The following is a 26180-nucleotide window of genomic DNA, read 5'->3' on the forward strand; positions in this document are numbered from 1 at the left end:
CATTCGCCGCGGCAAGCGCTGCCCGCGCACCTACTTCGCCGCAGCGCCCGCTGCAGCGTCTCCCATGCTTTCCTTGATCGGCTGGATCAACGGCGAATCCGCCGGCAGAAGTTTCAGCAGACGTTCCCAATGCACGCGCGCGGCAGCCGCATCCCCACGCTGCATCGCGGCACTGCCCGCCAGCGCCAGCGCCTTCACGTTGTCCGGATCCAGTTCAAGCGCCTTCTTCAGCATCTGTTCCGGTTCGCCGGCCAGATTGCGGCCCTGCTTCATGGCGACCGCGTCAGCGTAGTCGGTCCACACCTGCGCGTCGCCGTCGACGATCTTCACCAGTCTGGAATAGGCGTCTGCAGCTTCGTCGAAGCGCCCCATCGCAAAGTACGAACGCGCCAGCATCGACCAGCCCTCGGCGTTGTCCGGCTCCGCCTTCATCCGCTCGGCCAGTCGCGCAACCATGGCCTGTATCTGTTCCGGCGTCACTTCGCCTTCGGCCTGCGGCGGGCTGCTGCGTGGTGCATCGATGGCCTGCGGGTGACCGAGCGCCAGGTACACCGGAACAGCGATCACCGGCACCATCAGCGCCGACACGACGGCGACCCAGCGGCCGCTGCCCTTCGCTGAGGGCGACTTTGCAGCACCGGCCTCGTCGAGCACCCGGCGCTCCAGTTCGGCGCAGGAAATGCGGTACTGCGCGTCGTCGATCAGGCCGGCCGCCAGATCACGGTCCAGTTCGGCCAGCGCATCGCGGTGGATGGCGAGCGTTAGCGCGCGTTGCGCGTCGGCCGGTTGAGTGCGGCGGCCGCGCAGCAGCGGCAGGACGACAAAAGCCAGCGCGACGGCAAGCATCGCCGCCGCGCCCATCATGAATGTGGTCAAACCTTGTTCTCCTCGCCGGCGAGCAGCGCGCGGGCGCGCTCGTGTTCATCGGCGCTCAGTGTGTTGGCAACTGCGGCACGTTCAGTGCGGCTGCGCAGGCGACGCAGAAGCAGCACGACGACGATCAGCAGCAGCGCGAAGGGGCCGGCCCACAGCAGTACGGTGGTGGCTTTCAGCGGCGGACGGTAAAGCACGAAATCGCCGTAGCGCTCGACCATGAACTCCTTGATTTCGCCGTCGCTGCGGCCGGCGGCGATCTGCTCGCGCAACTGCTTCTTCAGGTCCATCGCCAGGTCGGCGTGCGAGTCGGCGATATTCTGGTTCTGGCAGACCAGGCAGCGCAGTTCCTCGCCCAGCTTCTGCACCCGCGCCTCGACCACCGGGTCGTCGGCCAGCGGTTTCGCTTCGTCAGCGTGCAGCGCGGACATCGGCAGCATCAGCGCTGCCAGCAACACGATCAGACTGCGCATGTCAGGACGCCTCGAGTTGCTTGACGCGCGGCAGGATGTCGTCGCGCAGCAGTTGCGGCGTCAGCGGGCCGGTGTGCTTGTAGCGGATGACGCCGGTCTTGTCGACGATGAAGGTTTCCGGCGTGCCATAGACGCCGAAATCGATGGCCACGCGGCCGTCGCGGTCGTGCGCCGACAGCAGATAGGGATCACCGTGTTCGGCCAGCCACTTCATGCCGGCGTCGCGCTCGTCCTTGTAGTGCAGGCCGACCATCGGCACCAGCCCGGTCTTCGCCAGCTCGACCAGCAGCGGGTGCTCCTGTCGACAGGACACGCACCACGACGCCCACACATTCACCAGCCACACCTTGCCCTTCATGTCGGCCGGCGAGAAGGTCTTGTCGGGCGCCGCCAGCTGCGGAATGGAGAAAGCCGGCACAGACTTGCCGATCAGCGGACTCGGCACCTCGCGCGGGTTCAGGTAGAGGCCGGCGAACAGGAAGCCCGCCAGCACCAGGAAAAGACCCAGCGGCCAGAGATAGCGCTTCATGCGTGCTGCTCCCGTACCGGCGGCGCCACGCCATCGCGCGCGCCCTGTTTCGCGTCACGCTGGGCAAGCTTGCGGTAACGGCGATCGGCGGCGGCGATGACGCCACCCAGCGCCATGATCAGCGCGCCGACCCAGATCCAGTTCACGAAGGGTTTGTAGAAGATGCGGACGATCCAGGCGTTGCCGTCGGGCAGCGGCTCGCCCATCGACACATAGACGTCGCGGGTGAAACCGGAGTCGATGGCGGCTTCGGTCATCGGCATCTGCGACACCCGGTACATGCGCTTTTCCGGGTGCATCATCGCCACCGGCCTGCCGTCGCGCGTCACTTCGATGCGGCCGCGGGCGGCGTCGTAGTTGGGGCCGTCATGCTCGAAGGCGCCGTGGAACTTGAAGGTATAGCCGGCCAGCGTCGCCGTCTGGCCCGGCGCCATCTTGAGGTCGGCGTTCTGTTCGAAGCCCTTGACCAGCGTGATGCCGACGATGCTCACCGCCACACCCAGGTGGGCCAGCCACATGCCCCACCAGCCGCCGGGCAGCGCGCGGGCGCGTGCAAGCCAGCTGCCGTCGCCGTTGCGGCCGCGCAGTCGTTCGACCAGATGCTGCACGCTGGTGGCGACGATCCATACGACGGTGAAGGCGCCCAGGCCCAGCATCGCCGTGTAGTGCCCGGTCGCCACCATGGTCGCCAGCGTAGCGGCGACGCTCACTGCGAAGGCCCAGCGCAGGCGCAATACAAGCCCCGGCGCCTCGTCCTTCTTCCAGCGCACGAAGGGCCCGATGGCCATCAGGAACAGCACCGGCGTCATCAGCGGCACGAACACGGCGTCGAAGTACGGCGCGCCGACCGAAATCTTGCCCATGCCCAGCGCGTCGAGGAAAAGCGGGTACAGCGTGCCGAGCAGCACTGCCGACGTTGCGACCGCCAGCAGCACGTTGTTTGCGAGCAGCGAAGTTTCGCGCGACAGCAGCGCGAAGCCGCCGCCCAGCCCGACCGACGGCGCGCGGATCGCGAACAGCAGCAGCGAGCCGCCGATCACGAACACCAGCAGCGCCAGGATGAATACACCGCGCTCGGGATCAGTCGCGAAGGCGTGCACCGAGGTCAGCACACCGGAACGGACGAGGAAGGTGCCGAGCAGCGACAGCGAGAAGGCGGCGATCGCCAGCAGCACGGTCCAACTCTTGAAGGCGCCGCGCTTCTCGGTCACCGCCAGCGAATGAATCAGCGCGGTGCCGACCAGCCAAGGCATGAAGGAGGCGTTCTCGACCGGGTCCCAGAACCACCAGCCGCCCCAGCCCAGTTCGTAGTAGGCCCAGTAGCTGCCGAGCGCGATGCCCAACGTCAGGAACATCCACGCCACTGTGGTCCACGGCCGCGACCAGCGCGCCCAGGCGGCGTCGAGGCGGCCGCCGATCAGCGCCGCGATGGCGAAAGCGAAGGCGACCGAGAAGCCGACGTAGCCCATGTAGAGCATGGGCGGGTGGAAGATCATGCCCGGGTCCTGCAGCAGCGGGTTCAGGTCGCGCCCGTCAGCAGCGGCCGGCAGCAGGCGGTCGAAGGGGTTGGAACTGGCCAGCATGAAGGCGAGGAAGCCGACGCCGACCCAACCCAGCACGGCCAGCACGCGCGCCACCATTTCGGGCGGCAGACGGCGCGAGAACACGCTGACCGCCAGCGCCCACAGCGCCAGCATGAAGGTCCACAGCAGCAGCGAGCCTTCGTGACTGCCCCAGGCTGCGGCGACGCGGTATTCGAGCGGCAGCGTCGAATTCGAATTGGTGGCGACGTTCAGTACCGAAAAGTCGTTCAGCACGAAGGACTGGATCTGACAGAACAGGGCGAAGGCGACGAACACGAACACGCCCTGCGTCAGCGGTCGCGCGACCGCCATCAGCCGCGCGTCGCCGCGCTGCGCACCGACCAACGGAACGACGCCCAGCAGCACCGACAGCGCCAGCGCGATCGACAGCGAAAAATTGCCCAGTTCGGGAAACATGATGGCTCCTGCCCATGAAACGTGGTGCTCCGGCCCGAGGCGCCGGAGCGGAGTGGATGCGACTTACTGAACGACCGTGCTCTGCGCCTTCTTCGCCTGTTCCAGCGCGTGCGCGGCCTCGGGCGGCATGTAGTTCTCGTCGTGCTTGGCCAGCACCTCGCTGGCCGCAAACACGCCGTTCTCGCCGAGCTTGCCCTGGGCGACCACGCCCTTGCCTTCCTTGAACAGGTCAGGCAGCGCGCCCTTGTAGGTGACGGTGATCGTGTTGGCGGTGTCGGTGACGATGAAGCGGACAGACGTACCGTCGGCGCCACGTTCCAGGCTGCCGTCCTGCACCATGCCGCCGATGCGGAAGGTGCGGCCCTGCGGCGCTTCCTTGGCCGCGACCTGGGTCGGGCTGAAGAAGAACACCATGTTGTCGCTGAAGGTATTCAGCACCAGCGTGACCGCGCCGACCAGCAGCGCGATGCCGGCGGCGACCAGCGCAAAACGTTTGTGACGCGGCTTCATGCGCGCCCCCGCTTGTCGGCGTCGAGGCGCTCCAGCGCAACGTCGCGCCGGGCCTGCGCACGGGCCTTCGTCATGCGGCGGGATAGCGCGAACAGCTCGGCCGCGATGACCGCAGCGGTCACGCCGTAGGAACCCCAGACGAAAAAGCCGTAGCCGCCCATCGCCCAGAAATGGCTGGCGCTTTCCCAGTTCATGTCTTGCTGTCTCCGTTGCTGGCGAGCTGGCGCACCCAGTCGGTGTTCCGCTCGCGTTCGATCATGATGGCGCGCACGCGCACCAGCGCCGCGCCTATCGTGTAAGCCCAGGCCGCCAGCGCCATCACCAGCATGCCGGTCAGCATGGTGGTGGCCATGGTCGGTGCGGCCGTCAGGCTTACAGACGCGCCCTGATGCAGCGTGTTCCACCACTTCACCGAAAAATAGATGATGGGCACGTTCACCGCGCCGACGATGGCGATCAGCGCACCGGCGCGATCGGCCCGGCGCGGGTCGTCGATGGCCGCCTGCAGCGCCATGTAGCCGCAGTAGAGGAAGAACAGGATCAGTTCGGAAGTCAGCCGCGCATCCCACACCCAGTAGGTGCCCCAGGTCGGCTTGCCCCACAGCGCGCCGGTCCACAGCGCGACGAAGGCCCACATCGCGCCGGTCGGCGCCAGTGCGGTCGACATCATGAAGGACAGACGCGTGTTGAACACCAGCCCGACCGCGCACCAGAAGGCCATCGCCAGATAGACCACCATGGACATCCAGGCGGCGGGCACGTGGATGAAGATGATGCGGTAGCTGTCGCCCTGGGTGGCATCGGTCGGCGCGACGAAGAAGCCGATGTAGAGGCCGGCCAGCGTCAGTGCGATGGCGGCGATCCAGCTCGGCCACAGCAGCTTGCCGGCGAGCGGGAAGAAGGTCTGCGGGCTGGCGTAGTGGAAGAAGTTGAAGCCGGACGACGGCGCGCGCGCGGCGGAAGACTGTGATTCGGACATCAACGAAGCGGCTAGCCCAGGTTCTGATTACTCGGTGTGCGCAGATACAACGCGCGTGTCTCGGCGGGGGCCGACGGCAAAACCGCAAGTTTAACCGAGTGCGGTTTGGCCCCCTATCAATCTTGGGCGATGCGCAATGCGGCCGCGCTCGCCAGCGGTGCCACGGCCAGCGCCACCAGCAGGCAGGCACCCAGCAGCGCCAGGTGCGCATCGATGCCCAGACCGGCGCGCCAGGCGTCCACCGCGCCGGCGCCGAAAATGAGCACCGGCACGTACAGCGGCAGCACCAGCAGTGCGATCAGCGCACCACCGCCGCGCAGCCCCAGCGTCAGCGACGCACCGACGGCGCCGAGCAGCGACAGCGTCGGCGTGCCGATCAGCAGCGTCGCGCAGACGATGAGCGTCTCGTCCGGCGTCAGGCTGAACTGCAGCGCGATCAGCGGCGCGATCAGCACCAGCGGCAATCCGGTCAGCAACCAGTAGGCGCACACCTTGGCCAGCACGATCACAGCCAGCGGCTCCACGGACAGCAGCATCTGCTCAAGGGTTCCGTCCGCCTCGTCCGCTTCGAACAGCCGGCTCACCGACAGCAGCGTGGCGAGCAGCGCCGCGACCCACATGACGCCGGCCGCGATGTGCGAAAGCTGGTCGGGCTCCGGCCCGACGCCGAGCGGGAACAGGCTGGTCACCAGCAGGAAGAAACCGAGCGCGGTCAGCACGTCGGAACGGCGGCGCCAGGCCAGCAGCAGGTCGCGACGCAGCACGGCGGCGAACACGCTCAGCATGAGTAATCGTCCAGATTGAGCAGCGCGCGGCGCGGCACGTCGATATCCACCGGCTGGTGCGTGGTGTAGATGACGGCGCCGCCGCGACGGATGTGCGCGGCCATCGCTTCGGCCAGCTGCGCCACCGCGCGCACGTCGAGCGCGGTGAAGGGCTCGTCCAGTATCCACAGCCGGGCGCGCGTGCCGCACAGCAGACGGGCCAGCGCGACGCGACGGCGCTGCCCCTGCGACAGGCTGCGCGCCGGCACGTCGAGGCGTGCGCCGAGGCCGATGTCGACAAGCGCGCGCAGCGCCGTGTCGTCGTTCATCGCCTCACCGGCGATGGCCGCGCTGGCGCGCAGGTTCTCCAGTGGCGTGAAGTCGTCCTTCACCGCGTTGCGGTGACCGAGATAGAGCAGACCGGCGCGCCACTCGTCCTTCACCTTGCCGGCCGGTTGCCCGCACCAGCGCAACTCACCCGATTCGGCTTCCGACAGCCCGCACAGGATGCGCAACAGGCTGGTCTTGCCGCTGCCATTGGCGCCGGCCACGTGCAGCAACTCGCCCTCGCCAACGGCCAGGTCCAGCCCGGCGAACAGGCGTGCCGTGCCGCGCGTGCACGCCAGTGCGTGCGTCGAAATCAGCGGGACGGCGTGATCGGTCATGCGGGAAGCGGGGTGCGGGGCGGTGAAAGGCGGCGAATTATCGCCGAATCCGCCAGGCGGCGTGCGACGCAAAGAAAAACGGCTCGCGATTGCTCGCGAGCCGCCAAAAGAACCGGTGCTGTCCGCTAGGTCGACCGGCCTCCCCATTGCAAGCCTCGCCGCAGCAACGACCCGAGGAGCCTTCAAAATCGTTACTGCGAGGCTGGCACGGATTTCCTAGCAGGCGCTGTGCCACCTCCAATCAAAAACGCAAAGCATTGATTTATTTATGCTTTACACCCCACCCCTCGTATGGACCGCCGGCGTTCGTTGCAACTTGCAGCGCGCCCACGCACGCCCCTACGATCACCCGCCGAAAGTCCGCATGAAACAGGCGCTTGCGCGCATGTGGTCGCTGTTGAAATTCGCAACGCGACGTTGCAGCATGCAATTCATGAAACTGCTGCCTCGTTCCCTGCACGGCAAGATCCTGCTCGGCTACATCGTTCTCGGCGCGCTGTTCGTGCTGCTGGTGTTCGCCGCGCTGGAACAGGTGCGCCTGCTGTTGTCGCGCGTCGATGACGAACACCATGTGACGCGCATGCACGACGTGGTGCGCGAAGCACGGCGGCTGGAGAAGAACTACCTGCTGTTCCGCAAGCCGTCCGAGCTCAAATCCGCGGTCGGCAAGGCGGAAGAGGCCCTTGCCCTGATCGAGCGCGATCGCGCCCTGATGCAGCGCGCCGCGCCCGGCTTTGCGCTGGAGGACCTCGAACAGTCGCTGCACGACTGGCGTGACCTGCTGGACGACCGGCTGCAGCGCCGCATCCGCCCGACCGATCCGATCTCGCCGCTGGAAGAGCGCATGACCGAGGTCGGCAAGCAGGCGTTCGAGGAAAGCGAGCGCCTGTCCGATCAGGCGCGCGAAGCGATGCGGCGCGCGCTGTCCGGCCAGGAATCACAGCTGTACACAATCATGATCGCCGCCGTCGCGCTGGTGCTGGTGATCGGCCAGCTGGTGACGCGGCGCGTGGTGGCGCCGCTGCGCGAGGTCGAAAGCGATCTGGCGCGCATCGGCACCGGCAATCTCGCGCGCCTGACGCCGCGCGACCGCGACGACGAGATCGCCGCGCTGGTCACCGCCTTCAACCGCGCGCTCGGCGACCTCGAAGAGCGCCAGCTCGCGGTGCTGCGCACGGCGCGGCTTGCCTCGCTCGGCACCATGCTGTCGGGCGTCGCGCACGAGCTCAACAATCCGCTTTCGAACATTTCGCTGAACGCGCAGCTGCTGCTGGAAGAGCGCGACGTGTGCGACCCGGCGCAGATCAATAGTTTCGTCGAGCAGATCGACGACCAGGTGCAGCGCGCGCAACGCATCGTGCGCACCCTGCTCGACTTCGCGCGCGACAGCCGCTTCGCGCTGGTTCGGCAGCCGCTGCGCCCGCTGGTCGAGGAAACCGTCGCGCTGCTGCGCGCAGAGCGTCCCGATGCGGCCGACGCGGTCACGCTGCAGATCGAGCCCGAACTGCATATCCACGCCGACGGCCAGCGCATCCAGCAGGCGCTGCTGAACCTGATCCGCAACGCGCTCGAAGCCTGCGTCGAAGCGGGCATCGCGCCACACATCACAGTTCGCGGCAGCGCGCGTGACGGCGGCACCGAAATTTCGGTGTGCGACAACGGCCCCGGCATTGAACCGCGCAACCTGCCGCGCGTGTTCGACCCCTTCTTCACCACGAAACCGGTCGGCAAGGGCTCGGGGCTCGGGCTTTTCGTGGTGCATGAAATCGCCGCCGAACACGGCGGCAAGGCAGGCATACACAACGAACCGGACGGCGGGACCTGCGTCACGCTCTGGATACCGGCGGAGGAGAAAGCATGAGCACTGCACATGTACTGCTCGTCGACGACGAGGCGGTTGCGCGCGAGGGCCTGGCCACCGCGTTGCGCCGCGACGGCCTCGACGTCACCACCGCCGACAACGGCGACGCAGCATTGGCGCTGCTGCGCCAGCACGATTACGAAGTGCTGCTGACCGACGTCAAGATGCCCGGCATGGACGGGCTCGAACTGTTGCGTCGCGCACGCGAGGCCTGGCCGGCGATGGAGGTGCTGGTGGTGACCGGCTTCGCCACCACCGAATCGGCGGTCGAGGCGATGCGCACCGGCGCCTTCTATTACGTATCCAAGCCCTTCCGCCTCGGCGAGGTGCGCAAGCTGGTGCGCGAGGCCGCCGACAAGGCGCAGCTGCGCGCCGAGAACCAGCGCCTGCGCCAGCTGGTCGAGCACGCCGCCGACGAACGCATCATCACGCGCGACGAAGGCATGCGCGCCATCCTCGACATCGCGCGCGGTGTGGCGCCGACAGACTGCAATGTGCTCATCGTCGGCGAGACCGGCACCGGCAAGGAACTGCTCGCCCGCCACGTGCATGCGCACAGCCGGCGCGCCAGCGGCCCCTTCGTCGCGATCAACTGCGGCGCGCTGAACGAGGAACTGCTGGCCAACGAACTGTTCGGCCACGAGAAAGGTGCCTACACCGGCGCCCAGCAGTCGCGCGGCGGTCTGGTCGAGGCGGCCCAGGGCGGCACGCTCTTCCTCGACGAGGTGACGGAAATGTCGGCGGCGATGCAGGTGAAGCTGCTGCGTCTGCTGCAGGAGCGCGAATACCTGCGCGTCGGCGGTACCGAACCGGTGCGTGCCGACGTGCGCTTTCTCGCCGCCACCAACCGTGAGCCGCGCGCCGCGGTCGAGGCCGGCCAGTTCCGGCAGGACATCTATTTCCGCCTCAACGTGGTGACGCTGCAGTTGCCGCCGTTGCGCGACCGGCGCGACGACATCCCGCTGCTGGCGCAGCAGTTCGTGCGCCGCGCGGCACAGGCCATGGGCAAGAAGGTCACCGCCATCGCACCGCCGGCAATGCAGAAGCTGTGCGCCTACGATTACCCGGGCAATGTGCGCGAGCTGGAGAACATCATCGAGCGCGGCGTCGCGCTAGCCGGCGGCACCATGCTGGCCGAGGAGGATCTGCCGCCCGGCCTCGGCACCCCGGCCGGCCACGCCGCCGGTCGCGGCAGCAACGAGGTGCGCACGCTGGAGGCGGTCGAGCGCAACCACATCCTCGACGTACTGGCTGGCGTCGGCGGCAACCGCGCGCTGGCCGCCCGCCTGCTCGGCATCGACCGCGTGTCCTTGTGGCGCAAGCTGCGCCGCTACGAGGAACAGGGCCTGATCGAAGCGGACGAGGCCGACGGCGCACTGCGCGTGCGCGACGTACCGGCCTGAGCGCACCACAACGGGGCGCAGCGCCGGCGCCAGCCGGTCGCGCCCCGCGCAAACCCGCGCCGCGCCGTGATATCAGCGAGGCGAACGGCGTGGCACGCTTGATGCAAGGCAGCGGCACCCCTGTGCCGACGCAACGACGTGTTCGCCAATCTCCACCATCTTTCGCATCACGCCGCCTGGCGCCACCAGCTCGAAATGCTGCTCGAGTCGGCTGGCGAAGGCATCTATGGCGTGGACCAGAACGGCCGCTGCATCTTCATCAACCGCGCCGGCGCCGAACTGATCGGTTTCGAGCCGGACGAAGTGCTCGGCCGCAACATGCACTACCTGATTCATCACGCGCATTCCGACGGCCGCAACTACGACGTGCATGAGTGTCCGATCTTCCGCGCCTTCCAGGAAGGCCAGGGCGTGCGCATCGAGTCGGAAGTGCTGTGGCGGCGCGATGGCAGCGCCTTCCCCGCCGAATACACCAGTTACCCGATCCGCGACGCCGGCCAGATCGTCGGCGCCGTCGTCACCTTCGCCGACATCACCGAACGCAAGCGCGCCGAGGCCGTGCTGCGCGCCAACCAGGTGGAACTGGAGCGCCGCGTGTCCGAGCGCACCGCCGCGCTGCAGGACGCCAATGCCCGTCTGCAGCAGTCGCACAGCGCTCTTCAGCGACTGTCGGCCCACCTGCAGCAGGTGCGCGAGGACGAGCGCACGCACATCGCGCGCGAGGTGCACGACGAACTGGGCGCCTCGCTGACCGCGCTGCAGTTCGACCTGAACTGGTTGCGCCCCCGTCTCGCGCACGACGACGCGCTCGAACGCAAGCTGGAAGACATGATGTCGGTCACCCAGCAGGCGTTGGGTGCTGTGCGTCGGATACTGACCGACCTGCGCCCCGGCGTGCTCGACCATCTCGGGCTATGGGCCGCCATCGAATGGCAGCTGCAGGAGATGCAGTCGCGTCGCGGCCTGCGCTGCACGCTGACGATGAACGACGCGGAGCCGGAGCGCCGTCTCGGCCGCAGCGCCGAAATCGCGGTCTATCGCATCGTGCAGGAAGTGCTCACCAACGTCGCCCGCCACGCCGAAGCGAGCGAAGTGAATGTCGAAGTGACCGGCCAGGCCAGCGCGATCGAACTGTGCATCCGCGACAACGGCCGCGGCATGCAGGTGCCGGCGCAACCGACCTCCTTCGGCCTGCTCGGCATGTACGAGCGTGCCCGCGCGCTCGGCGGCGAACTGCGCATCGACAGCACGCCGGGCGCCGGCACCACCGTGCATCTGCGCGTACCGGAGTCGACGCGATGAAGCCGGTGCGCGTGATCATCGTCGACGACCACCTGATGCTGCGCCGGGGCATCGCACAGATCCTCGGCGAGAATCCGGCCATCGACGTGGTCGGCGAAGCCGCCGGCGGGCCCGACCTGATGCGCCTGCTGCGCGGCGACGGCGCCGACGTCGTGCTGCTCGACATCGCACTGAACGACCGCGACGGCTTCGACGTGCTGAAGCAGTTGCGCGCCGAATTTCCGAAAGTCGCGGTACTGATGCTGTCGACCTACCCGGAATCGCAGTTCGGTGTGCGCGCGCTCAAAAGCGGCGCCGCCGGTTACCTGAACAAGGGCTGCTCGCCGGACCAGCTGTTCGACGCCATCGCCCGCGTCGCCGGCGGTCACCTCTTCGTCACCCCGGAGCTGGCCGAACGCCTCGCCTTCGGTGTCCGCGCCGATACCCCGGCCAGCCCGCTCGACAGCCTGTCGAACCGCGAAATGCAGGTGCTGAAGCTGCTCGCCAGCGGTCAGACGGTCGGTGATATCGCACGGGAACTGTCGCTGTCGGCGAATACCATCAGCACATACCGCGCGCGGTTATTCGACAAACTCGACATCAAGAATCCGGTCGAACTGGTGAGCTTCGCGGCACGGCACCAGCTGGTGGCCCTGTAGGAGCGGGCTTCTGACCGCGACAGAGCCTGTAATCACGCGCAGGCTCCTTGACCTCCGCTATGGTCGCGGTCAGAAGACTGCTCCTGCAAGGACGGCGCGCCGCATCGAACGAAGGAGAACGCCATGTCTCTGCCCGCAAACCCCAAGGCCCTGCTGATCGACCTCGCCGGCGTGCTGCACGTCGGTGACGAAGTGATCCCCGGTTCCATCGAAGCGCTGGCGCGACTGCGCAGCGCCGGCTTCAAGCTCGTGTTCCTGACCAACACCACCCGCACGCCGCGGCGCACGCTTGTGGCGAAGATGCAGGCCCTCGGTCTGGACGTGCGTGACGACGAACTGCTGACCGCGCCCGGCGCGACGATGAATCTGGTGCGCAGCCGCGGCCTGCATCCGCACTGGATCGTCCATCCCGACCTGCGCGACGAAGTCGGGCCCGATGCCACGGAACCCGATGCGGTGGTGCTCGGCGACGCCGGCCACTGCTTCGACTATGCGCAGCTCAACACCGCCTTCCGCCTCATCATGCGCGGCCTGCCCTTCATCGCGATGGCGCGCAACCGCCACTTCAAGGAAGAGGACGGCCTGTCGCTCGACATGGGCGCCTTCGTCGCCGGGCTGGAATACAGCACCGGCGTCAAGGCCGACATCGCCGGCAAGCCGGCCGTCCCCTTCTTCCAGGCCGCACTCGACACCGCCGGCGTGCGCGCCGACGAAGCCATCATGATCGGCGACGACCTGCGCGACGACATCGGCGGCGCCCAGGCCGCCGGCATCGCCGGCGTGCTGGTGCGCACCGGCAAATACAGCCCGGCCGACGAACAGAACCCGGACATCCGGCCCGCGGCGATCGACGACGACTTCGCGCGCTTCGCCGAACGTCTGCTATAGGGGCCGGAAGACCCTTCCCACCGAAACCCCGGTTCCGGCCACGGATAGAGCGCGATCCTTGTGGGATCGGCCTTGGCCGCGACGCGATCGTTGCGGTCCGCGGCCTTCGGCACAGGCCGCTGTCGGGGTCAGAAGACCCCTCCCACAGAAACCCCGGCTCCAGCCACGAATAGGGCGCGATCCCTGTGGGAGCGGCCTTGGCCGCGATGCGGCCATTGCGGTCCGCGGGCTTCGGTACAGGCCGCTGTCGGGGTCAGAAGACCCCTCCCACAGAAACCCCGGCCCCGGCTACGGATAGGGCGCAATCCCTGTGGGAGCGGCCTTGGCTGCGACGCGGCCATTGCGGTCCGCGGGCTTCGGTACGGGCCGCTGTCGGGGTCAGAAGACCCCTCCCACAGAAACCCCGGCTCCGGCTATGGATAGGGCGTGAGCCCTGTGGGAGCGGCCTTGGCCGCGACGCGACCGTTGCGGTCCGCGGGCTTCGGTACAGGCCGCTGTCGGGGTCAGAAGACCCCTCCCACAGAAACCCCGGCCCCGGCTACGAATAGGGCGCGATCCCTGTGGGAGCGGCCTTGGCCGCGATGCGGCAGATGCGGGCCGCCGGCCTCGATACAGTTCGCTGTCGGGGGTCAGAAGACCCTTCCCACAGAGAGCTGTCCCGGAACCACAGGAGGCTCAGACCGTCTCCCGCCGGCGGCGCAGCGCACCGACCACGCCCAGTCCCGCGGCGAGCATCGCCCAGGTGCCCGGTTCGGGGACCGCGGTGACGGTCAGCGAAATATTGTCGATGCCGGTGTTGTAGCTGTCCGGGCCGAAACGCAGCACCAGGCCGTTGGCGCTCGACACGCCGGGCATGAAGGACAGTCGCGTCACGCCGGCGTCGAAGGCGCCCGCGCTCCACAGGGTCTGGCCGGTGAGCAGGTCGAGTACGACGGCCGACGAGCCGTCGTTGCGGTTCAGGTAATCGCCGAAATCCATCGAGTTCAGCGTGACTGCGTAGCCGGCGCCCGGCGTGAACACGAATTCGGCGCTGTGGCTGTCCGGATTGCTGCCGCCCCAGGCTACATCCATGAGGTCGGAGTAGGACGTCGACCAGTAGAAAAGGCTGCTGTTGACGGTGGTGCCGGTGGCGGTCACGAAGGAACGATGCGACACGTCGAGCAAGCCGGCGACGTCGCCATAGCCCTGGCCGATGCCGGCGCCGTTCGTGCAGGCCGCATTGGTGGCATCGCCGCAGATGTTGCCGGAGAAATCGAGCAGCACGTCGGTGGCGACAGCAGGCGCGGACGCCAGCAGCGCGCTCAGACCCAGCATGGCGAAAACAGTTGGAATACGGTGAAAGCCCATCAAACACTCCTGTTGGATCGATACGGCGGCGACCCAAGCAAGATTCGGCCCTCGCATGCCAAATGTTTGAGCACAAAGCGTTTTCGTCAACGACCAACCGCCGGGTGTAAAGCATCGCGACAGTCGCCCTGCAAGCGCGCAGGTGTCCGCCCGGCCGTGTAGTGCCCGCACTACACGACAATCACATCCGTAGTGATACCGGCCCCTCACCCCGCTCCCTAGCATTCGTCCCATGAACGCACGGGAGATCTACACGGTGGGATCGCAGCGCAAGCGCGGCTTCAGGCTCGGCATCTACGTCTTCAAGGACGCCGAGATCGTCGACTTCACCGCACCGCACGGCGTCTTTTCGGTGGCGCGGCGCTTCGACCCCGAACTGGAGGTATTCCTGATCGCCGACGCGCAGCGGCCGGTGCAGGCGCAGGCGGGTTTCACCGTGCTGCCCAACTACAGCTTTGCCGACCGCCCGGCGATGGATGCTTTCCTGATTCCCGGTGGCGCCGGCACGCGGCAGGAAACCTGGAACGGCCGGCTGCACGAATTCATTGACGCACTGCCCGCCAGCTGCCTGCTCACCAGCGTGTGCACCGGCTCCTGGATCTACGGCCGCATGGGCCTGCTCGACGGCATTCCGGCGACCAACCGCAAGGAACCGGACCGGGTCGAGGCTTCGCACTTGGGCAAGCTGCCGATCGACCGCCTCGCCGAGATCGCGCCGGCCTGCCGCATCTCGCACGCCCGCGTCGTCGATGCCGGCCGCATCGTCACCGCCGGCGGCATTGCCTCCGGCATGGAGCTGGGTTTCCACCTGCTGCGCCGCGCCGGCTACGACGAAGGCTTCATCCGCGACGTGGCGCGCTGCATGGAATACAGCGCCGCCTACGACACCTACGCGCACGACATCGAGTACGCACCGAATCCGGTCCCCTGCTTCGCCCACTGAAGTTTCCAGAACAAGGAGAGTCCCGCAATGAGCACCTTCCGCAACCCCTTCGACCCCAATGTGAAACTGAATGGCTGCTCCTGCGGCCGCCACCACAGCCAGGCTGAACACGACCAGGCCGAAGCGCTGTCCGAAGAGGCGATGCTGGACCGCGTGGTCGAAGGTGCGGTGATGCGCGCGCTGTTCCCGCACGACGAAACGCGGCGCAACTTCATCCGCGCGGTCGGCGCCAGCACGGCGATGGCGGCGATCTCGACCTTCCTGCCGCTGGGCACGGTGAAGGACGCCTTCGCCTCGCCCGGCCCGCTGGAAAAGACCAAGCTCAAGGTGGGCTTCATCCCGATCACCTGCGCCACGCCCATCATCATGGCGCACCCGCTGGGCTACTACTCGAAGCAGGGTCTCGATGTGGAAGTGGTGAAGACCGCCGGCTGGGCGGTCATCCGCGACAAGTCGCTGGCCAAGGAATACGACGCCGCGCACATGCTGTCGCCGATGCCGCTGGCGATCTCGATCGGCGCCGGCTCGAACCCCATCCCCTGGACCATGCCGGCGGTCGAGAACATCAACGGCCAGGCCATCACGCTGTCGGTCAAGCACAAGGACAAGCGCGACCCGAAGGGCTGGAAGGGCTTCAAGTTCGCGGTGCCCTTCGACTACTCGATGCACAACTACCTGCTGCGCTACTACCTCGCGGAGCACGGCCTCGACCCCGACACCGACGTGCAAATCCGTTCGGTGCCGCCGCCGGAAATGGTGGCCAACCTGCGCGCCGGCAACATCGACGGCTTCCTCGCTCCCGACCCGGTGAACCAGCGCGCCGTGTATGACGGCGTGGGCTTCATCCACACCCTCACCAAGGACATCTGGGAAGGCCACCCCTGCTGCGCCTTCGCCGCCAGCAAGGAGTTCGTCACGACCATGCCGAACACCTACAAGGCCCTGCTGCGCGCCATCATCACGGCCACCGCGACCGCCAGCAACCCGGCCAACCGCAAGCAGATCGCCGAGGCGATCGCGCCCGCCAACTACCTGAACCAGCCGGTCACCGTGGTCGAGCAGGTGCTTACCGGCACCTACGCCGACGGCCTGGGCGGCGTGCAGAAGGTGCCGGGCCGCATCGGCTTCGAGCCCTTCCCGTGGGAGTCGTTTGCCGTGTGGATCCTGACCCAGATGAAGCGCTGGGGCCAGATCAAGGGCGACGTCGATTACCAGAAGGTAGCCAAGGAGGTGTTCCTCGCCACCGATGCCGCGGCGCTGATGAAGGAAGTCGGCCTGCCGGTGCCGAGCACGACGACCAAGAAGTTCTCGGTGATGAAGAAGGAATTCGACCCGGCCAAGCCGGAGGAATACCTCAACAGCTTCAAGATCCGGAAGGCTGCAGCATGACGAGGAAACCCTGGCTGGCGCCGCTGCTGTCGGCGCTGTTCTTCGCGCTCTTCGTCGGCGCCTGGTATCTGGCGACCACCGCGTCGGCCGGCGGCGGTGGCGCCGCGCCGGCGATGGACCCGGAGTACGCGGCGCTGATGGGCGCCCAGGCCCAGGCCGGCGGCCAGTCCGCCATGCCCGGCCCGGGCGAGGTCGCGGCCAAGATCTGGGAGCACGTGAGCGACCCCTTCTACGACCGCGGCACCAACGACAAGGGGCTGGGCATACAGATCGCCTACTCGATCGCCCGCGTGCTCGCCGGCTACCTGCTGGCGGCGCTGGTGGCGATCCCGCTGGGCTTCGTCATCGGCATGTCGCCGCTGATCTACAAGGCGCTCGACCCCTTCATCCAGATACTGAAGCCGATCTCGCCGCTGGCCTGGATGCCGCTCGCGCTTTACACGATCAAGGATTCGGGCATTTCCGCCATCTTCGTCATCTTCATCTGCTCGCTGTGGCCGATGCTGGTGAACACCGCCTTCGGCGTCGCCTCGGTGCGGCGCGAGTGGCTGAACGTGGCGCGCACGCTGGAAGTGAGCCCGCTGCGCAAGGCTTTCCAGGTCATCCTGCCAGCCGCCGCACCGACCATCCTGACCGGCATGCGCATTTCCATCGGCATCGCCTGGCTGGTCATCGTCGCCGCGGAAATGCTGGTGGGCGGCACCGGCATCGGCTACTTCGTCTGGAACGAGTGGAACAACCTGTCGATCACCAACATCATCACCGCCATCCTGCTGATCGGCCTGGTGGGCATGCTGCTCGATCACCTGCTGGCCTGGGTGGCACGCGCGATTTCGTGGAGGGAATGAATATGAGCGCAGCCCTCGCACCCGTCGTCCCCCTGAAGACGCAGACCCGCGACCCGGTGGATATCGCACCGCCGCCCGAGTCCGGGTCGTCCGCAGAGAAAAAAGGCCCCATCACAATGAGCACCCAACCCTTCCTCAAGGTCGAGGGCCTGAAGCGGCAGTTTGCGCAGCCGGGCAACCCCGACCCCGCACCGGTGTTCGAAGACGTGCATTTCGGCATCGAGCGCGGCCAGTTCGTCTGCGTGCTCGGCCACTCCGGCTGCGGCAAGACCACCATCCTGAACATCCTCGCCGGGCTGGACGAAGCCAGCGCCGGCCACGTCATCATGGACGGCCGCGAAGTGCGCGGTCCCTCACTCGATCGCGGCGTCGTGTTCCAGGGCCACGCGCTGATGCCCTGGCTCAGCGCGCTGAAGAACGTCGAGTTCGCGGTGCGCAGCCGTCATCCGGACTGGAAGGCGCATCAGGTGCGCGAGCACGCGGTGAAATACCTCGAACTGGTGCACCTCGGCCACGCGCTCGACAAGAAGCCGGCCGAGCTGTCCGGCGGCATGAAGCAGCGCGTCGGCATCGCCCGCGCCTTCTCGATCGAACCGAAGATGCTGCTGCTGGACGAGCCCTTCGGCGCACTCGACGCGCTCACCCGCGGCAGCATCCAGGACGAGCTGATCGGCATCGTCGAAGCCACGCAGCAGACCGTGTTCATGATCACCCACGACGTCGACGAAGCCATCCTGCTGGCTGACCGCATCGTGCTGATGACCAACGGCCCGCGCGCCAAGATCGCCGAAATCGTCGTCAATCCGCTGGCCCGGCCGCGCGTGCGCGAAACCCTGCACCAGCAACCCGCCTTCTACACGCTGCGCAATCACCTCGTCGATTTCCTGGTGAAGCGCTCGCGCGAATTCCAGCCCGGCCCCGGCTGGGACGCGAAGAACCCGCCTCTCGTCCACCCCGGCCAATCCAGCCAACCCGCCTGAACACCACCTCAAAGGAGACTCACATGAAACGCGAAGACGTCACCGATCTCATCGTCGAACGCAAGGTTGCCAAGGGCCTCAAGTGGGCCGACCTCGCCAAGGCCATCGGCCTCAGCAAGGAATGGGTCACCGCCGGCCTGCTCGGCCAGATGACCTTCACCGCCGAACAGGCCAAGACCATCGGCGAAATGCTGGACCTGCCGGAAGAAGCCGTCACCCAGCTCCAGGTCGTGCCGTACAAGGGCTCACTGCCCACCGCCGTGCCCACCGACCCGCTGATCTACCGCTTCTACGAACTGATCAATGTGTACGGCACCACCTTCAAGGCACTCATCCATGAAGAATTCGGCGACGGCATCATGAGCGCGATCGACTTCAAGATGGACCTGGCGCGCGAAGCGAACCCGGCGGGGGACCGCGTGAGCATTACGATGAGTGGGAAGTTCCTGCCGTACAAGACGTACTGAAGGTACTGATGCGAAGTGCTTGACCGGCGCGGCACGCGCTGGTCATATGGAAGCCGCATGTTCCCGGAAGGGCATGCGGCTTTTTTATGCCCACGACGTCCACTATCAAATTTCATCCCTCGCTCAAATTCACGTCAAGGATCCACAGAATTTGAAACACCAAAAAAAATCTCACAGACATATTTAGCCAGAGGAAAAAATGGAAACCTGGAAAATCGAAAAATTAAAAAACATTAGTGATGAAGTGGGCGCTCTCCACCCATTGCTGCGAGCCGTCTTTTCAACCGATAAGACCATTACTCGGCTGGAGTACACTCACGGCCAAAGCGAAATGGGAGCAGATTTTATTCTTGCAAGACTTGACCCAACACTCGGGGATGAAAACTACGTTGGCGTAATTGCAAAATGCGGGAGCATAAAACAAGACCACACCGACATCCGAAGACAAATAGAAGAATGCGCCGTCGAACGATATTTTGACGGAGGAAAAAGAAAAATATACCTTAACGAAATATGGATAGTATGCAACGGAGCAGTATCACACGGAGCAGAAAGAAAAATCCACGAGGACTACAAGAACAGAAACATTAAATTCATAGACATTGATCGACTCGCCGCCCTCGTTGATCAAAACTACCCACACTTTTGGAATGAAATACCAACCAATCTCGGGCTTTATCTTCAAAATGCACTCATAGAAACGACAAAGGCGGAGTCATACAACACACTGGGGGCAAACTCAGTAGCAATCGAGGTAACTCAAGAACTTTACGAAATTGAGCAAACCCAGTCCGGAAGTAAAGTCGTAAGGTACAAAAAATCCCTCCATTACTCTTTAGAGTAGGCGCTGAAAAAGCATCGGTTCATTCTTATCGAAGGAGGAATGGGCTCCGGAAAAACAACGCTCCTTCGCCGCTACGTAAAATCTCTTTGTGACCCAGCGACCTTTCAGCGCGAACAGACACTACCCAGGTTAGTCCATTTCTCTGAAGTCGCTGACGACATCGAGAAAAAAATCGCTCATCTATTAGAGGAAATGAATTCGATTCACGCCCCAACAGCCGAAAAAAAGATTCTGCTCATACTCGACGGGATAGATGAGGTTAGAGAAGCAACAGAGAAATCGCTCGTTTGCATGACGAGAACACTTTCCAACATCGTTCAATCGAATCTAAATCTTACGATTGTATTAAGCTCTCGACCCGTATGGACAATCGAAGAGGGAGAAGAAATCCTTAAGCACGTAGTGCGCTTCAGAATACTCCCACTCTCACTCGAGCAAATATACAAAGTTGTTCAAAACAACTGCGCGTCACTCGGAATTAGTGAAAAACTCCGAGGGGACCTAGCAAAGTCCACTCTAATAAAAGCGCTTCCCAGAACACCGATGAGCGCAATACTTCTCACGCGGGTACTAACTGCCAACGCAAAAGAGATCCCACAAACACTACCTGAGTTGTATTCGAAGTATGTTGAATTGGCGCTCGGTCGCTGGGATATCGGAAAAGGCCTAATGACCGAGCGTGAATATCCCGTCGTCGTCGCGGTACTATCAAGAGTCGCGAAGTACATGCTCGACAATGAACTACAAGAGATCGCAGTAAATGAGGTCCTTGGAATGCTCGGGGAGTACACAAAAACCCGAGAGGGATTACCTTCCGCGCCTTTGATATTTGAGCGAATATCTGCGCGCTCCGAAGTTGTGGTAATTAATCACGATAGACAAACATTCAGCTTTCGGCATAAAAGCTTGGCAGAGTACTTACTCGCCCTACATCAAAAGGAATATCACGGGCGCAACGCACCTTTCACCAACCCCTTCGCAGGCTATTGGCTCGGCGTGGAGTATTTTTACCTTGGGCTAATACAAGACGCAGGAAAGCGCATAGACAAACTATCGGCACTGCAACTCGATACCGAGCGAGAAAAAATGCTAAGACTTCTAAATTTCGGAAATCTTATGCTATCCGCGTATCAAACTGAATATGAGCATATAGAGAAGTCCGTCTACCACGTATTTATAGAGATGGCAAAGCACTTTCTTGGCGTCAAGTCCGGAGAGATAAAATCATCCTTATCCAGACTCCCCGAACTGCAGTTCTTCGCAACCCTCAGTTACGTTTTAAAAGAGAGCTTTGAGTATCAATATTTCCGTAAAGCCTTGGAGACCGCGCAAATTCAGTGCCAGTGTGACTTGACCCTTAGCACGGACGAACGGACTATCGCTAGCTTCTTCATCGACGCTGTTCGAGCGGGCCTCAAAGACCCAGATACATTTACATTTCTCGCAAGGCAGGATCTTGGAGAGTTACCATGGGTAGTCAAGCTCGGAGTCCAACATGTTGCCGAGGAAAGCAAAATAAAACTCGATCACGTGGGGCGACTAATCAAGCGAGTTTCAAAATCTCGAAAAGGCAACCCTAACCTTCAAAAATACATAAGAGAGCTTTACTCTGGTTCCATGGATTCGAACTCACCAAAGCTGATATAGAAAGGAAGTTAACACCAATAGGGGGGTGGTAATAGTAAACAATAGGGGACGCAGCAATATTTACTGGGATCCTCGCGGGCTTTGCCCGAAAGCTTTCCCACGCGCAGGCATCAAGAGCGTCAGGGCTGATATGGCGGACGCAGCAACATTCCCAAAGCAGGATTCGCCCGTTTTTCGGGCAACACAGGACCCGCGCGCTCTCCGACTTGACCGCCGCCGAACCAAGGCATATGTTTTGCCATATGCCAACCAGACCCCAGGATCGATCATGATCGAACGCCACGCCTCACTGTTCCGTAACGGCCGCAATCAGGCGGTACGCATCCCTCGAGAGTTCGAACTTGAAGGTGCCGAGGTGCTGATCCGGAAGGAAGGCGACAGCCTCATCCTCACGCCCATCCGCAAGAACCGCCTTCTCGACCTTCTGGCTTCGTGGGCGCCGCTGGACGAAGGTCTGCCCGAGGTGGAAGACCTGCCGCCCCAGGAACGGGCCGATTTCTGATGGCGCAACCGCTCTGGATGCTGGATACCAACGCACTGTCCGAACTGATCCGCGACCCGCGTGGCCCGGTGATGCAGCGCCTCTCCGATGTGGCGCCAGACGTGGTGTGCACCAGCATCGTGGTGGCCTGCGAGTTGCGCTTCGGCGCACAACGAAAGGGCTCTGCAGTACTGACCGAACGTGTGGATGCACTGCTGGATGCAATGGTGGTGCTGCCCCTCGACGAGCCGGCGGACGCGCACTATGCGGACATCCGCGCCACGCTTGAGCGTGCCGGCACCCCGATAGGCAGCCATGACATGCTGATTGCGGCACATGCCAGATCACGTGCGCTGACGCTGGTGACGCATAACCTGCGCGAGTTCCAGCGCGTGCCCGGGCTGAAGGTGGAAGACTGGCTTGCGCCATCGCCCGCGACATGAGCACCGATGTCCCGTACCCCGCCGTCCTTGCCTCGGATCAATCAGCCAGGGAAACGTCGGTCGGCATGTCGTCTCGCACCCATCAGGATTGCTGACAAGAAAACAGAGGGCCGAACATGGCAATCGGCCCCCTCAGAAGAGGAGTTGTCGATGAGCTACAGTTTTCCGGCCGAAAGATTCGCCGTCGCCCGTGATGCATTGATGCAGCCGCACCCGGACGGTCAGCATGCAGCGCTGGAAATGGCGCTGATCGAGTGTCGTATCGGCCTGCACCGGATGAACCGCTCGAAGCTGGATTCAACCATCCGCTCGCGACTCTTCAGGCTCGAAGGCTTCATGGATTCAACGGGCTTCTCCGCCGTCGATGGCGACAGCGCCTGGACGGTGCGGCTGAAAGGCCTGTCCGATGAGGAGAGGTCGGAAATATTCCGCCTGGTGGATGGACTGGCGAACTTCTTCGCCAGCGAGGAAGCTTAGCGACCGCTGTCGGGCGCGCCGCGTCAGGACCGGGCAGACGGACAGAGGCCGAGAAGCAGGCGCCACGGCGGACAGATGACGCCTTCGGCCCGCGCCCCGGTTTTCCGTCGCCGATTCCCAAGCCGTTTTCCTCCGCTACCCCGCCCCGCGCTGCGCGCGCCGCCATGTCGCGGGTGGCTGCCCGGTCAGTCGCTTGAAGGCCCGCGAGAACGCGGCTTCTGATTCGTAGCCGATCTCCTGCGCGATGGTGGCGACCGAGGCCTGGCTTTCACGCATCAGGTTGGCGCCGAGCTGCATGCGCCAGTGGGTGAGGTACTGCATGGGCGGCATGCCGACGCGGTCGACGAAACGCTCGTGCAGGGCGGAGCGAGAGAGGCCGACCTGTCGGCCCAGTTCATCGACCGTCCAGTCCTCCGCCGGGCGCGCGTGCATCAGCGCGATCGCCTTCCCGATGTAGCGATCGCGCAGCGCGGCGAGCCAGCCGCTGCCGCCCTCCTCCGGCAAGGCTTCGAGACAGCGGCGTGCCGCATCGACGAACACCATTTCGCTGACGCGCTCGAGCACTGCCGCGCTGCCCGCACGCCGGTGGCGTGACTCGGCCACGGCCTGTTCGAGCATGGGTGCCACCCAGGCGCCGACCCCGGTCGCTGGCAAGTGCAGCATCGGCGGCAGGGCCTGGATCAATGGGTTGAAGGGCGTCAGATCACAGCTGATGAAGCCGCAGACCATGGTGCTGCTGGCCCGGCTCGAGGGCACTTCGGCATCGAGCTCGCACACGCCGTCGTGCAGGGCGATCAGGACCGGTTGGGGGTGGTCGCGCGTCGTGGCGCGCCAGGACTGATCGCCGCCGGCCGCGCGCATGCCGGGCGCGCTGGAGAGCACGTGGGCATCGCCGCGCGGGAACATGACGATGTCGCCCGCCTGCAGCCTGGTCGGCGTCTCGCCCTCCATGCCGACCCAGCCGTTTCCGCGCAGGATCATGTGATAGGCAATCACGTGCTCGGCACCCGGACTGAGCGCGTCGGCCAGTTCCGGCGACGGTGGCGTGTCTGCCACCCAGTGATCGTCACAGCTCACGTAATAGAAGATGGCGCCGCGCAGACGCACACTCGTGAGCACATCGGACAACGGATCGCCTTGCATCGCCCCTCCCCGGCGGCGTCGCGATCAAGCGGCGCGGACGCCTGGTCAGCTGTTCACGCGATCGCGGAGCCACGAGCAAGTTTCAACGACATGCGGTGAATCGCCCGGCAGACCGGATATGAAGAATGGCCCGGTCGTCGCTCACCGCCTGTGCGGCCCGGCCGTCGGGCCAAGGCGAGCGCGGCGCGCCCTCAATCCGTTCAGGAGATCGCCATGTCAGCCGTACTTGAAACCCCGAATGCCACGCCCGATTTCGATGCCATCAAACAACGCCAGCATGCCACCTGGGCGAGCGGAGACTATGCCGTCATCGGCAGCACGCTGCAAATCGTTGGCGAAAACCTCGCCGAAGCCGCCGACCTGCGCGCCGGCGAACGGATGCTTGACGTCGCCGCCGGCAACGGCAACGCGACCCTCGCCGCCGCACGCCGCTTCGCCGAAGTCACATCGACCGACTACGTCGAGGCGCTGCTCGACAAGGCGCGCATCCGCGCCGCCGCCGACGGCCTGAGCGTGCAGTTCCGCGTCGCCGACGCCGAGCGGCTGCCCTTCGACGACGGAAGCTTCGACATCGTGATGTCGACCTTCGGCGTCATGTTCACGCCCGATCACGCGACGGCGGCCAGCGAAATGCTGCGCGTGGTGCGCCCCGGCGGCCGCATCGCACTCGCCAGCTGGACGCCCGGGGGCTTCATCGGGCGCCTGTTCAAGATCATCGGCGCCTACGTACCACCGCCGCCGGGCGTGAAGTCACCTTCACTGTGGGGCACCGAGCCGCACATGATCGAACTGTTCGGCCCCCGCGCTGCGCAGCTCAAGTGCGAGCGCCGGCACTTCAACTTCCGCTACCGCTCGGCCGCTCACTGGCTGGAGGTGTTCCGCACCTTCTACGGGCCGATGCACAAGGCCTTCGGCGCCGTCGCGCCGGACGTCCGCCCGGCACTTGAGCGCGACATCCTCGCCCTGCTGGGCGAGCTCAATGTCGGCGGTCGGGATGCGCTGGTGGTGCCGGGCGAGTACCTCGAGGTGGTCATCACCAGGGCGTGACGGGGCGCGATGGCGCCTGGGTTCTCGTGGGAGGGGTCTTCTGATCCCGACTGCGGCGCTCAAGCATGAGGCGGTGCGGGATCACCTGCCCCGTCGCGGTCAGAAGACCGCTCCTACAAGGACCGTGCCCGATCCGCGGCATGTGCCCGAGCCGGGGTTCTGTGGAAGGGGTCTTCTGACCCGACTGCGGTGCCCAAGCATGAGGCAGCGCTGGATCACCGGCTCTGTCGCGGTCAGAAGACGGCTCCTACAGGGACCACGCTCGATCCGCAGCCGGCGCATGAGCCGGGTTTCTGTGGGAGGGGTCTTCTGACCCCGACTGCGGCCTGGATCGAAGCCGGCGGCACACATCCGCCGCGTCGCGGCCAAGGCCGCTCCCACAGGGATCGCGCCCGATCCGGGGTTGGAAGCCTCCCACACGGAGGCGCAGGCCGGCATGCGCCTGCGGCACGCGGTATGCTCCGCACGCCTCCGTTCCGACCTTCCAGCCATGACCAAGCACCGCCTCTACCAGTATTTCTTCCGTGGCCTGATCACCTTCCTGCCGCTGGCGCTGACCGTCTATGTGCTGGTGCTGTTCGTCACCTGGACCGAAAGTCTGGCGATGATGCTGGTGCGGCCGATCACCGGCGACTTCTACCTGCCGGGCCTGGGCATCGCGCTTAGCGCGGTGCTCATCGTCGGCCTGGGCATGCTGGTGTCGCGACCGGAAACCGGCCGCCTGCTGTCGCTGGTGGAACTGCCTTTCACCAATCTTCCGGTGGTGAAGAGCATCTATTCGTCGCTGAAGAACTTCGCCGACTACTTCGCGCCGCATACCGGTGAATCCGCCCAGCAGGTGGTGCTGCTGCGCATGCCCGGCAACGAGATGGGCATCGTTGGCCTGGTGACGCGGCAGTCGATGGGCGGGCTACCGCCCGGGCTGTCGGAGCTGGCGGACCAGGTCGCGGTGTACCTGCCCATGGGCTACATGATCGGCGGCTACACCGTGTTCGTGCCGCGCGCCTGGGTGACGCCGGTCGACATGTCGGTCGAAGAGGCCATGCGCATGGCGCTGATCGCCTACATGACGTCGAACCGGGGCGATCCCGAGGCGCGCTGAACGCCTCGCCGCCTCACCGCCCCGGCCGGCGCGCACTACGCGCATATGCGTATTGCGTCGAAGCGAGCCACCCGACCAGAATGAGCACCGCGCTCCGGAGGCGGCCCCGCGTGATCGTGGGCACGGCCTCCGGCAAG

At 65.0% G+C, this 26180-nt stretch carries 28 protein-coding genes; 17 read left to right on the forward strand and 11 right to left on the reverse strand.

Annotation, left to right across the window (positions count from 1 at the left end; translation table 11 throughout):
* Window positions 1-30 precede the first annotated feature (30 nt).
* From ccmI to ccmA, 9 genes are all read right to left on the reverse strand, one after another.
* Window positions 31-876, reverse strand: a complete 846-nt coding sequence (ccmI, locus tag METFAM1_RS0106075; RefSeq protein WP_024300516.1) for a c-type cytochrome biogenesis protein CcmI — start codon at window positions 874-876, stop codon at window positions 31-33.
* Window positions 873-1346, reverse strand: a complete 474-nt coding sequence (locus tag METFAM1_RS0106080) for a cytochrome c-type biogenesis protein (protein ID WP_019918713.1) — start codon at window positions 1344-1346, stop codon at window positions 873-875. The genes ccmI and METFAM1_RS0106080 overlap by 4 nt, the downstream gene beginning before the upstream one ends.
* Window position 1347: 1 nt before the next feature.
* The gene (locus tag METFAM1_RS0106085; RefSeq protein ID WP_019918714.1) at window positions 1348-1875 is read right to left on the reverse strand and encodes a DsbE family thiol:disulfide interchange protein; all 528 of its coding nucleotides are present in this window, start codon (window positions 1873-1875) and stop codon (window positions 1348-1350) included.
* Window positions 1872-3875 (reverse strand): heme lyase CcmF/NrfE family subunit, encoded by a 2004-nt coding sequence (locus METFAM1_RS0106090; RefSeq protein WP_019918715.1) that lies wholly within the window; start codon window positions 3873-3875, stop codon window positions 1872-1874. Before METFAM1_RS0106090 ends, METFAM1_RS0106085 begins: the two co-directional genes overlap by 4 nt.
* Window positions 3876-3938: 63 nt before the next feature.
* Complete coding sequence (gene ccmE / locus METFAM1_RS0106095) at window positions 3939-4385, reverse strand: cytochrome c maturation protein CcmE (RefSeq protein ID WP_019918716.1); 447 nt, start codon at window positions 4383-4385, stop codon at window positions 3939-3941.
* The gene (gene ccmD / locus METFAM1_RS0106100) at window positions 4382-4579 is read right to left on the reverse strand and encodes a heme exporter protein CcmD (protein WP_019918717.1); all 198 of its coding nucleotides are present in this window, start codon (window positions 4577-4579) and stop codon (window positions 4382-4384) included. Before ccmD ends, ccmE begins: the two co-directional genes overlap by 4 nt.
* Entirely contained in the window at window positions 4576-5364 is a 789-nt protein-coding gene (gene ccmC / locus METFAM1_RS0106105; protein WP_019918718.1) for a heme ABC transporter permease CcmC, read from the reverse strand. The genes ccmD and ccmC overlap by 4 nt, the downstream gene beginning before the upstream one ends.
* Window positions 5365-5480: 116 nt before the next feature.
* Window positions 5481-6149, reverse strand: coding sequence for a heme exporter protein CcmB (gene ccmB, locus METFAM1_RS0106110; RefSeq protein ID WP_019918719.1), 669 nt, complete (start codon window positions 6147-6149; stop codon window positions 5481-5483).
* Entirely contained in the window at window positions 6143-6793 is a 651-nt protein-coding gene (gene ccmA / locus METFAM1_RS0106115; protein ID WP_019918720.1) for a cytochrome c biogenesis heme-transporting ATPase CcmA, read from the reverse strand. Before ccmA ends, ccmB begins: the two co-directional genes overlap by 7 nt.
* A 433-nt stretch (window positions 6794-7226) precedes the next feature.
* On the opposite strand from ccmA, the gene METFAM1_RS0106120 reads away from it, so the two are divergent.
* The 5 genes from METFAM1_RS0106120 (at window position 7227) to METFAM1_RS0106140 (ending at window position 12885) form a co-directional block, all read left to right on the forward strand.
* Window positions 7227-8654 (forward strand): sensor histidine kinase, encoded by a 1428-nt coding sequence (locus tag METFAM1_RS0106120; protein WP_027491019.1) that lies wholly within the window; start codon window positions 7227-7229, stop codon window positions 8652-8654.
* Window positions 8651-10057 carry a sigma-54-dependent transcriptional regulator gene (locus METFAM1_RS0106125; protein ID WP_019918722.1) on the forward strand — a complete coding sequence of 469 codons (1407 nt, stop codon included), beginning with the start codon at window positions 8651-8653 and terminating at the stop codon, window positions 10055-10057. The genes METFAM1_RS0106120 and METFAM1_RS0106125 overlap by 4 nt, the downstream gene beginning before the upstream one ends.
* A gap of 138 nt (window positions 10058-10195) precedes the next feature.
* On the forward strand, window positions 10196-11359 hold the full coding sequence (locus METFAM1_RS0106130; RefSeq protein ID WP_019918723.1) for a sensor histidine kinase: 1164 nt from the start codon (window positions 10196-10198) through the stop codon (window positions 11357-11359).
* Complete coding sequence (locus METFAM1_RS0106135) at window positions 11356-11997, forward strand: response regulator (protein WP_019918724.1); 642 nt, start codon at window positions 11356-11358, stop codon at window positions 11995-11997. The genes METFAM1_RS0106130 and METFAM1_RS0106135 overlap by 4 nt, the downstream gene beginning before the upstream one ends.
* Window positions 11998-12120: 123 nt before the next feature.
* Complete coding sequence (locus METFAM1_RS0106140) at window positions 12121-12885, forward strand: TIGR01458 family HAD-type hydrolase (RefSeq protein WP_019918725.1); 765 nt, start codon at window positions 12121-12123, stop codon at window positions 12883-12885.
* Window positions 12886-13560: 675 nt separating this feature from the next.
* Here METFAM1_RS0106140 and METFAM1_RS0106145 read toward each other — a convergent pair.
* On the reverse strand, window positions 13561-14232 hold the full coding sequence (locus tag METFAM1_RS0106145) for a PEP-CTERM sorting domain-containing protein (protein ID WP_024300517.1): 672 nt from the start codon (window positions 14230-14232) through the stop codon (window positions 13561-13563).
* 232 nt (window positions 14233-14464) lie between these two features.
* Between METFAM1_RS0106145 and METFAM1_RS0106150 the strand changes: the two genes are divergently transcribed.
* The 10 genes from METFAM1_RS0106150 to METFAM1_RS0106185 all read left to right on the forward strand — a co-directional run bounded on the left by METFAM1_RS0106150 (window position 14465) and on the right by METFAM1_RS0106185 (window position 22751).
* Window positions 14465-15175 (forward strand): DJ-1/PfpI family protein, encoded by a 711-nt coding sequence (locus METFAM1_RS0106150; RefSeq protein ID WP_019918727.1) that lies wholly within the window; start codon window positions 14465-14467, stop codon window positions 15173-15175.
* Between the two features lie 27 nt (window positions 15176-15202).
* A complete protein-coding gene (locus METFAM1_RS0106155) occupies window positions 15203-16564 on the forward strand; it encodes a CmpA/NrtA family ABC transporter substrate-binding protein (RefSeq protein ID WP_019918728.1) in 1362 nt (453 codons plus the stop codon).
* Window positions 16561-17412, forward strand: a complete 852-nt coding sequence (gene ntrB, locus METFAM1_RS0106160; protein WP_019918729.1) for a nitrate ABC transporter permease — start codon at window positions 16561-16563, stop codon at window positions 17410-17412. Before METFAM1_RS0106155 ends, ntrB begins: the two co-directional genes overlap by 4 nt.
* Before the next feature lie 116 nt (window positions 17413-17528).
* Complete coding sequence (locus METFAM1_RS0106165; protein ID WP_019918730.1) at window positions 17529-18392, forward strand: ABC transporter ATP-binding protein; 864 nt, start codon at window positions 17529-17531, stop codon at window positions 18390-18392.
* Between the two features lie 23 nt (window positions 18393-18415).
* Window positions 18416-18859, forward strand: coding sequence for a cyanase (gene cynS, locus METFAM1_RS0106170; protein ID WP_019918731.1), 444 nt, complete (start codon window positions 18416-18418; stop codon window positions 18857-18859).
* A 199-nt stretch (window positions 18860-19058) separates the two neighbouring features.
* Window positions 19059-19703 (forward strand): hypothetical protein, encoded by a 645-nt coding sequence (locus tag METFAM1_RS20805; RefSeq protein WP_157256673.1) that lies wholly within the window; start codon window positions 19059-19061, stop codon window positions 19701-19703.
* 27 nt (window positions 19704-19730) lie between these two features.
* Window positions 19731-21350: an NACHT domain-containing protein gene (locus tag METFAM1_RS20555; RefSeq protein WP_269745056.1), complete on the forward strand. Its 1620-nt coding sequence runs from the start codon at window positions 19731-19733 to the stop codon at window positions 21348-21350.
* A 268-nt stretch (window positions 21351-21618) separates the two neighbouring features.
* Window positions 21619-21852 (forward strand): antitoxin, encoded by a 234-nt coding sequence (locus tag METFAM1_RS0106175; RefSeq protein WP_019918732.1) that lies wholly within the window; start codon window positions 21619-21621, stop codon window positions 21850-21852.
* A complete protein-coding gene (locus tag METFAM1_RS0106180) occupies window positions 21852-22274 on the forward strand; it encodes a type II toxin-antitoxin system VapC family toxin (protein ID WP_019918733.1) in 423 nt (140 codons plus the stop codon). The genes METFAM1_RS0106175 and METFAM1_RS0106180 overlap by 1 nt, the downstream gene beginning before the upstream one ends.
* Before the next feature lie 150 nt (window positions 22275-22424).
* Entirely contained in the window at window positions 22425-22751 is a 327-nt protein-coding gene (locus METFAM1_RS0106185; protein WP_019918734.1) for a hypothetical protein, read from the forward strand.
* A gap of 135 nt (window positions 22752-22886) precedes the next feature.
* Here METFAM1_RS0106185 and METFAM1_RS0106190 read toward each other — a convergent pair whose 3' ends face one another.
* Window positions 22887-23879, reverse strand: coding sequence for an AraC family transcriptional regulator (locus METFAM1_RS0106190; RefSeq protein WP_269745046.1), 993 nt, complete (start codon window positions 23877-23879; stop codon window positions 22887-22889).
* A 228-nt stretch (window positions 23880-24107) separates the two neighbouring features.
* Between METFAM1_RS0106190 and METFAM1_RS0106195 the strand changes: the two genes are divergently transcribed.
* Entirely contained in the window at window positions 24108-24941 is an 834-nt protein-coding gene (locus tag METFAM1_RS0106195; RefSeq protein ID WP_019918736.1) for a class I SAM-dependent methyltransferase, read from the forward strand.
* Window positions 24942-25431: 490 nt separating this feature from the next.
* The gene (locus tag METFAM1_RS0106200) at window positions 25432-26043 is read left to right on the forward strand and encodes a DUF502 domain-containing protein (protein WP_019918737.1); all 612 of its coding nucleotides are present in this window, start codon (window positions 25432-25434) and stop codon (window positions 26041-26043) included.
* Window positions 26044-26180 lie beyond the last annotated feature (137 nt).

Origin of the sequence: Methyloversatilis discipulorum (assembly GCF_000527135.1) — a bacterium.
Lineage (GTDB): Bacteria > Pseudomonadota > Gammaproteobacteria > Burkholderiales > Rhodocyclaceae > Methyloversatilis > Methyloversatilis discipulorum.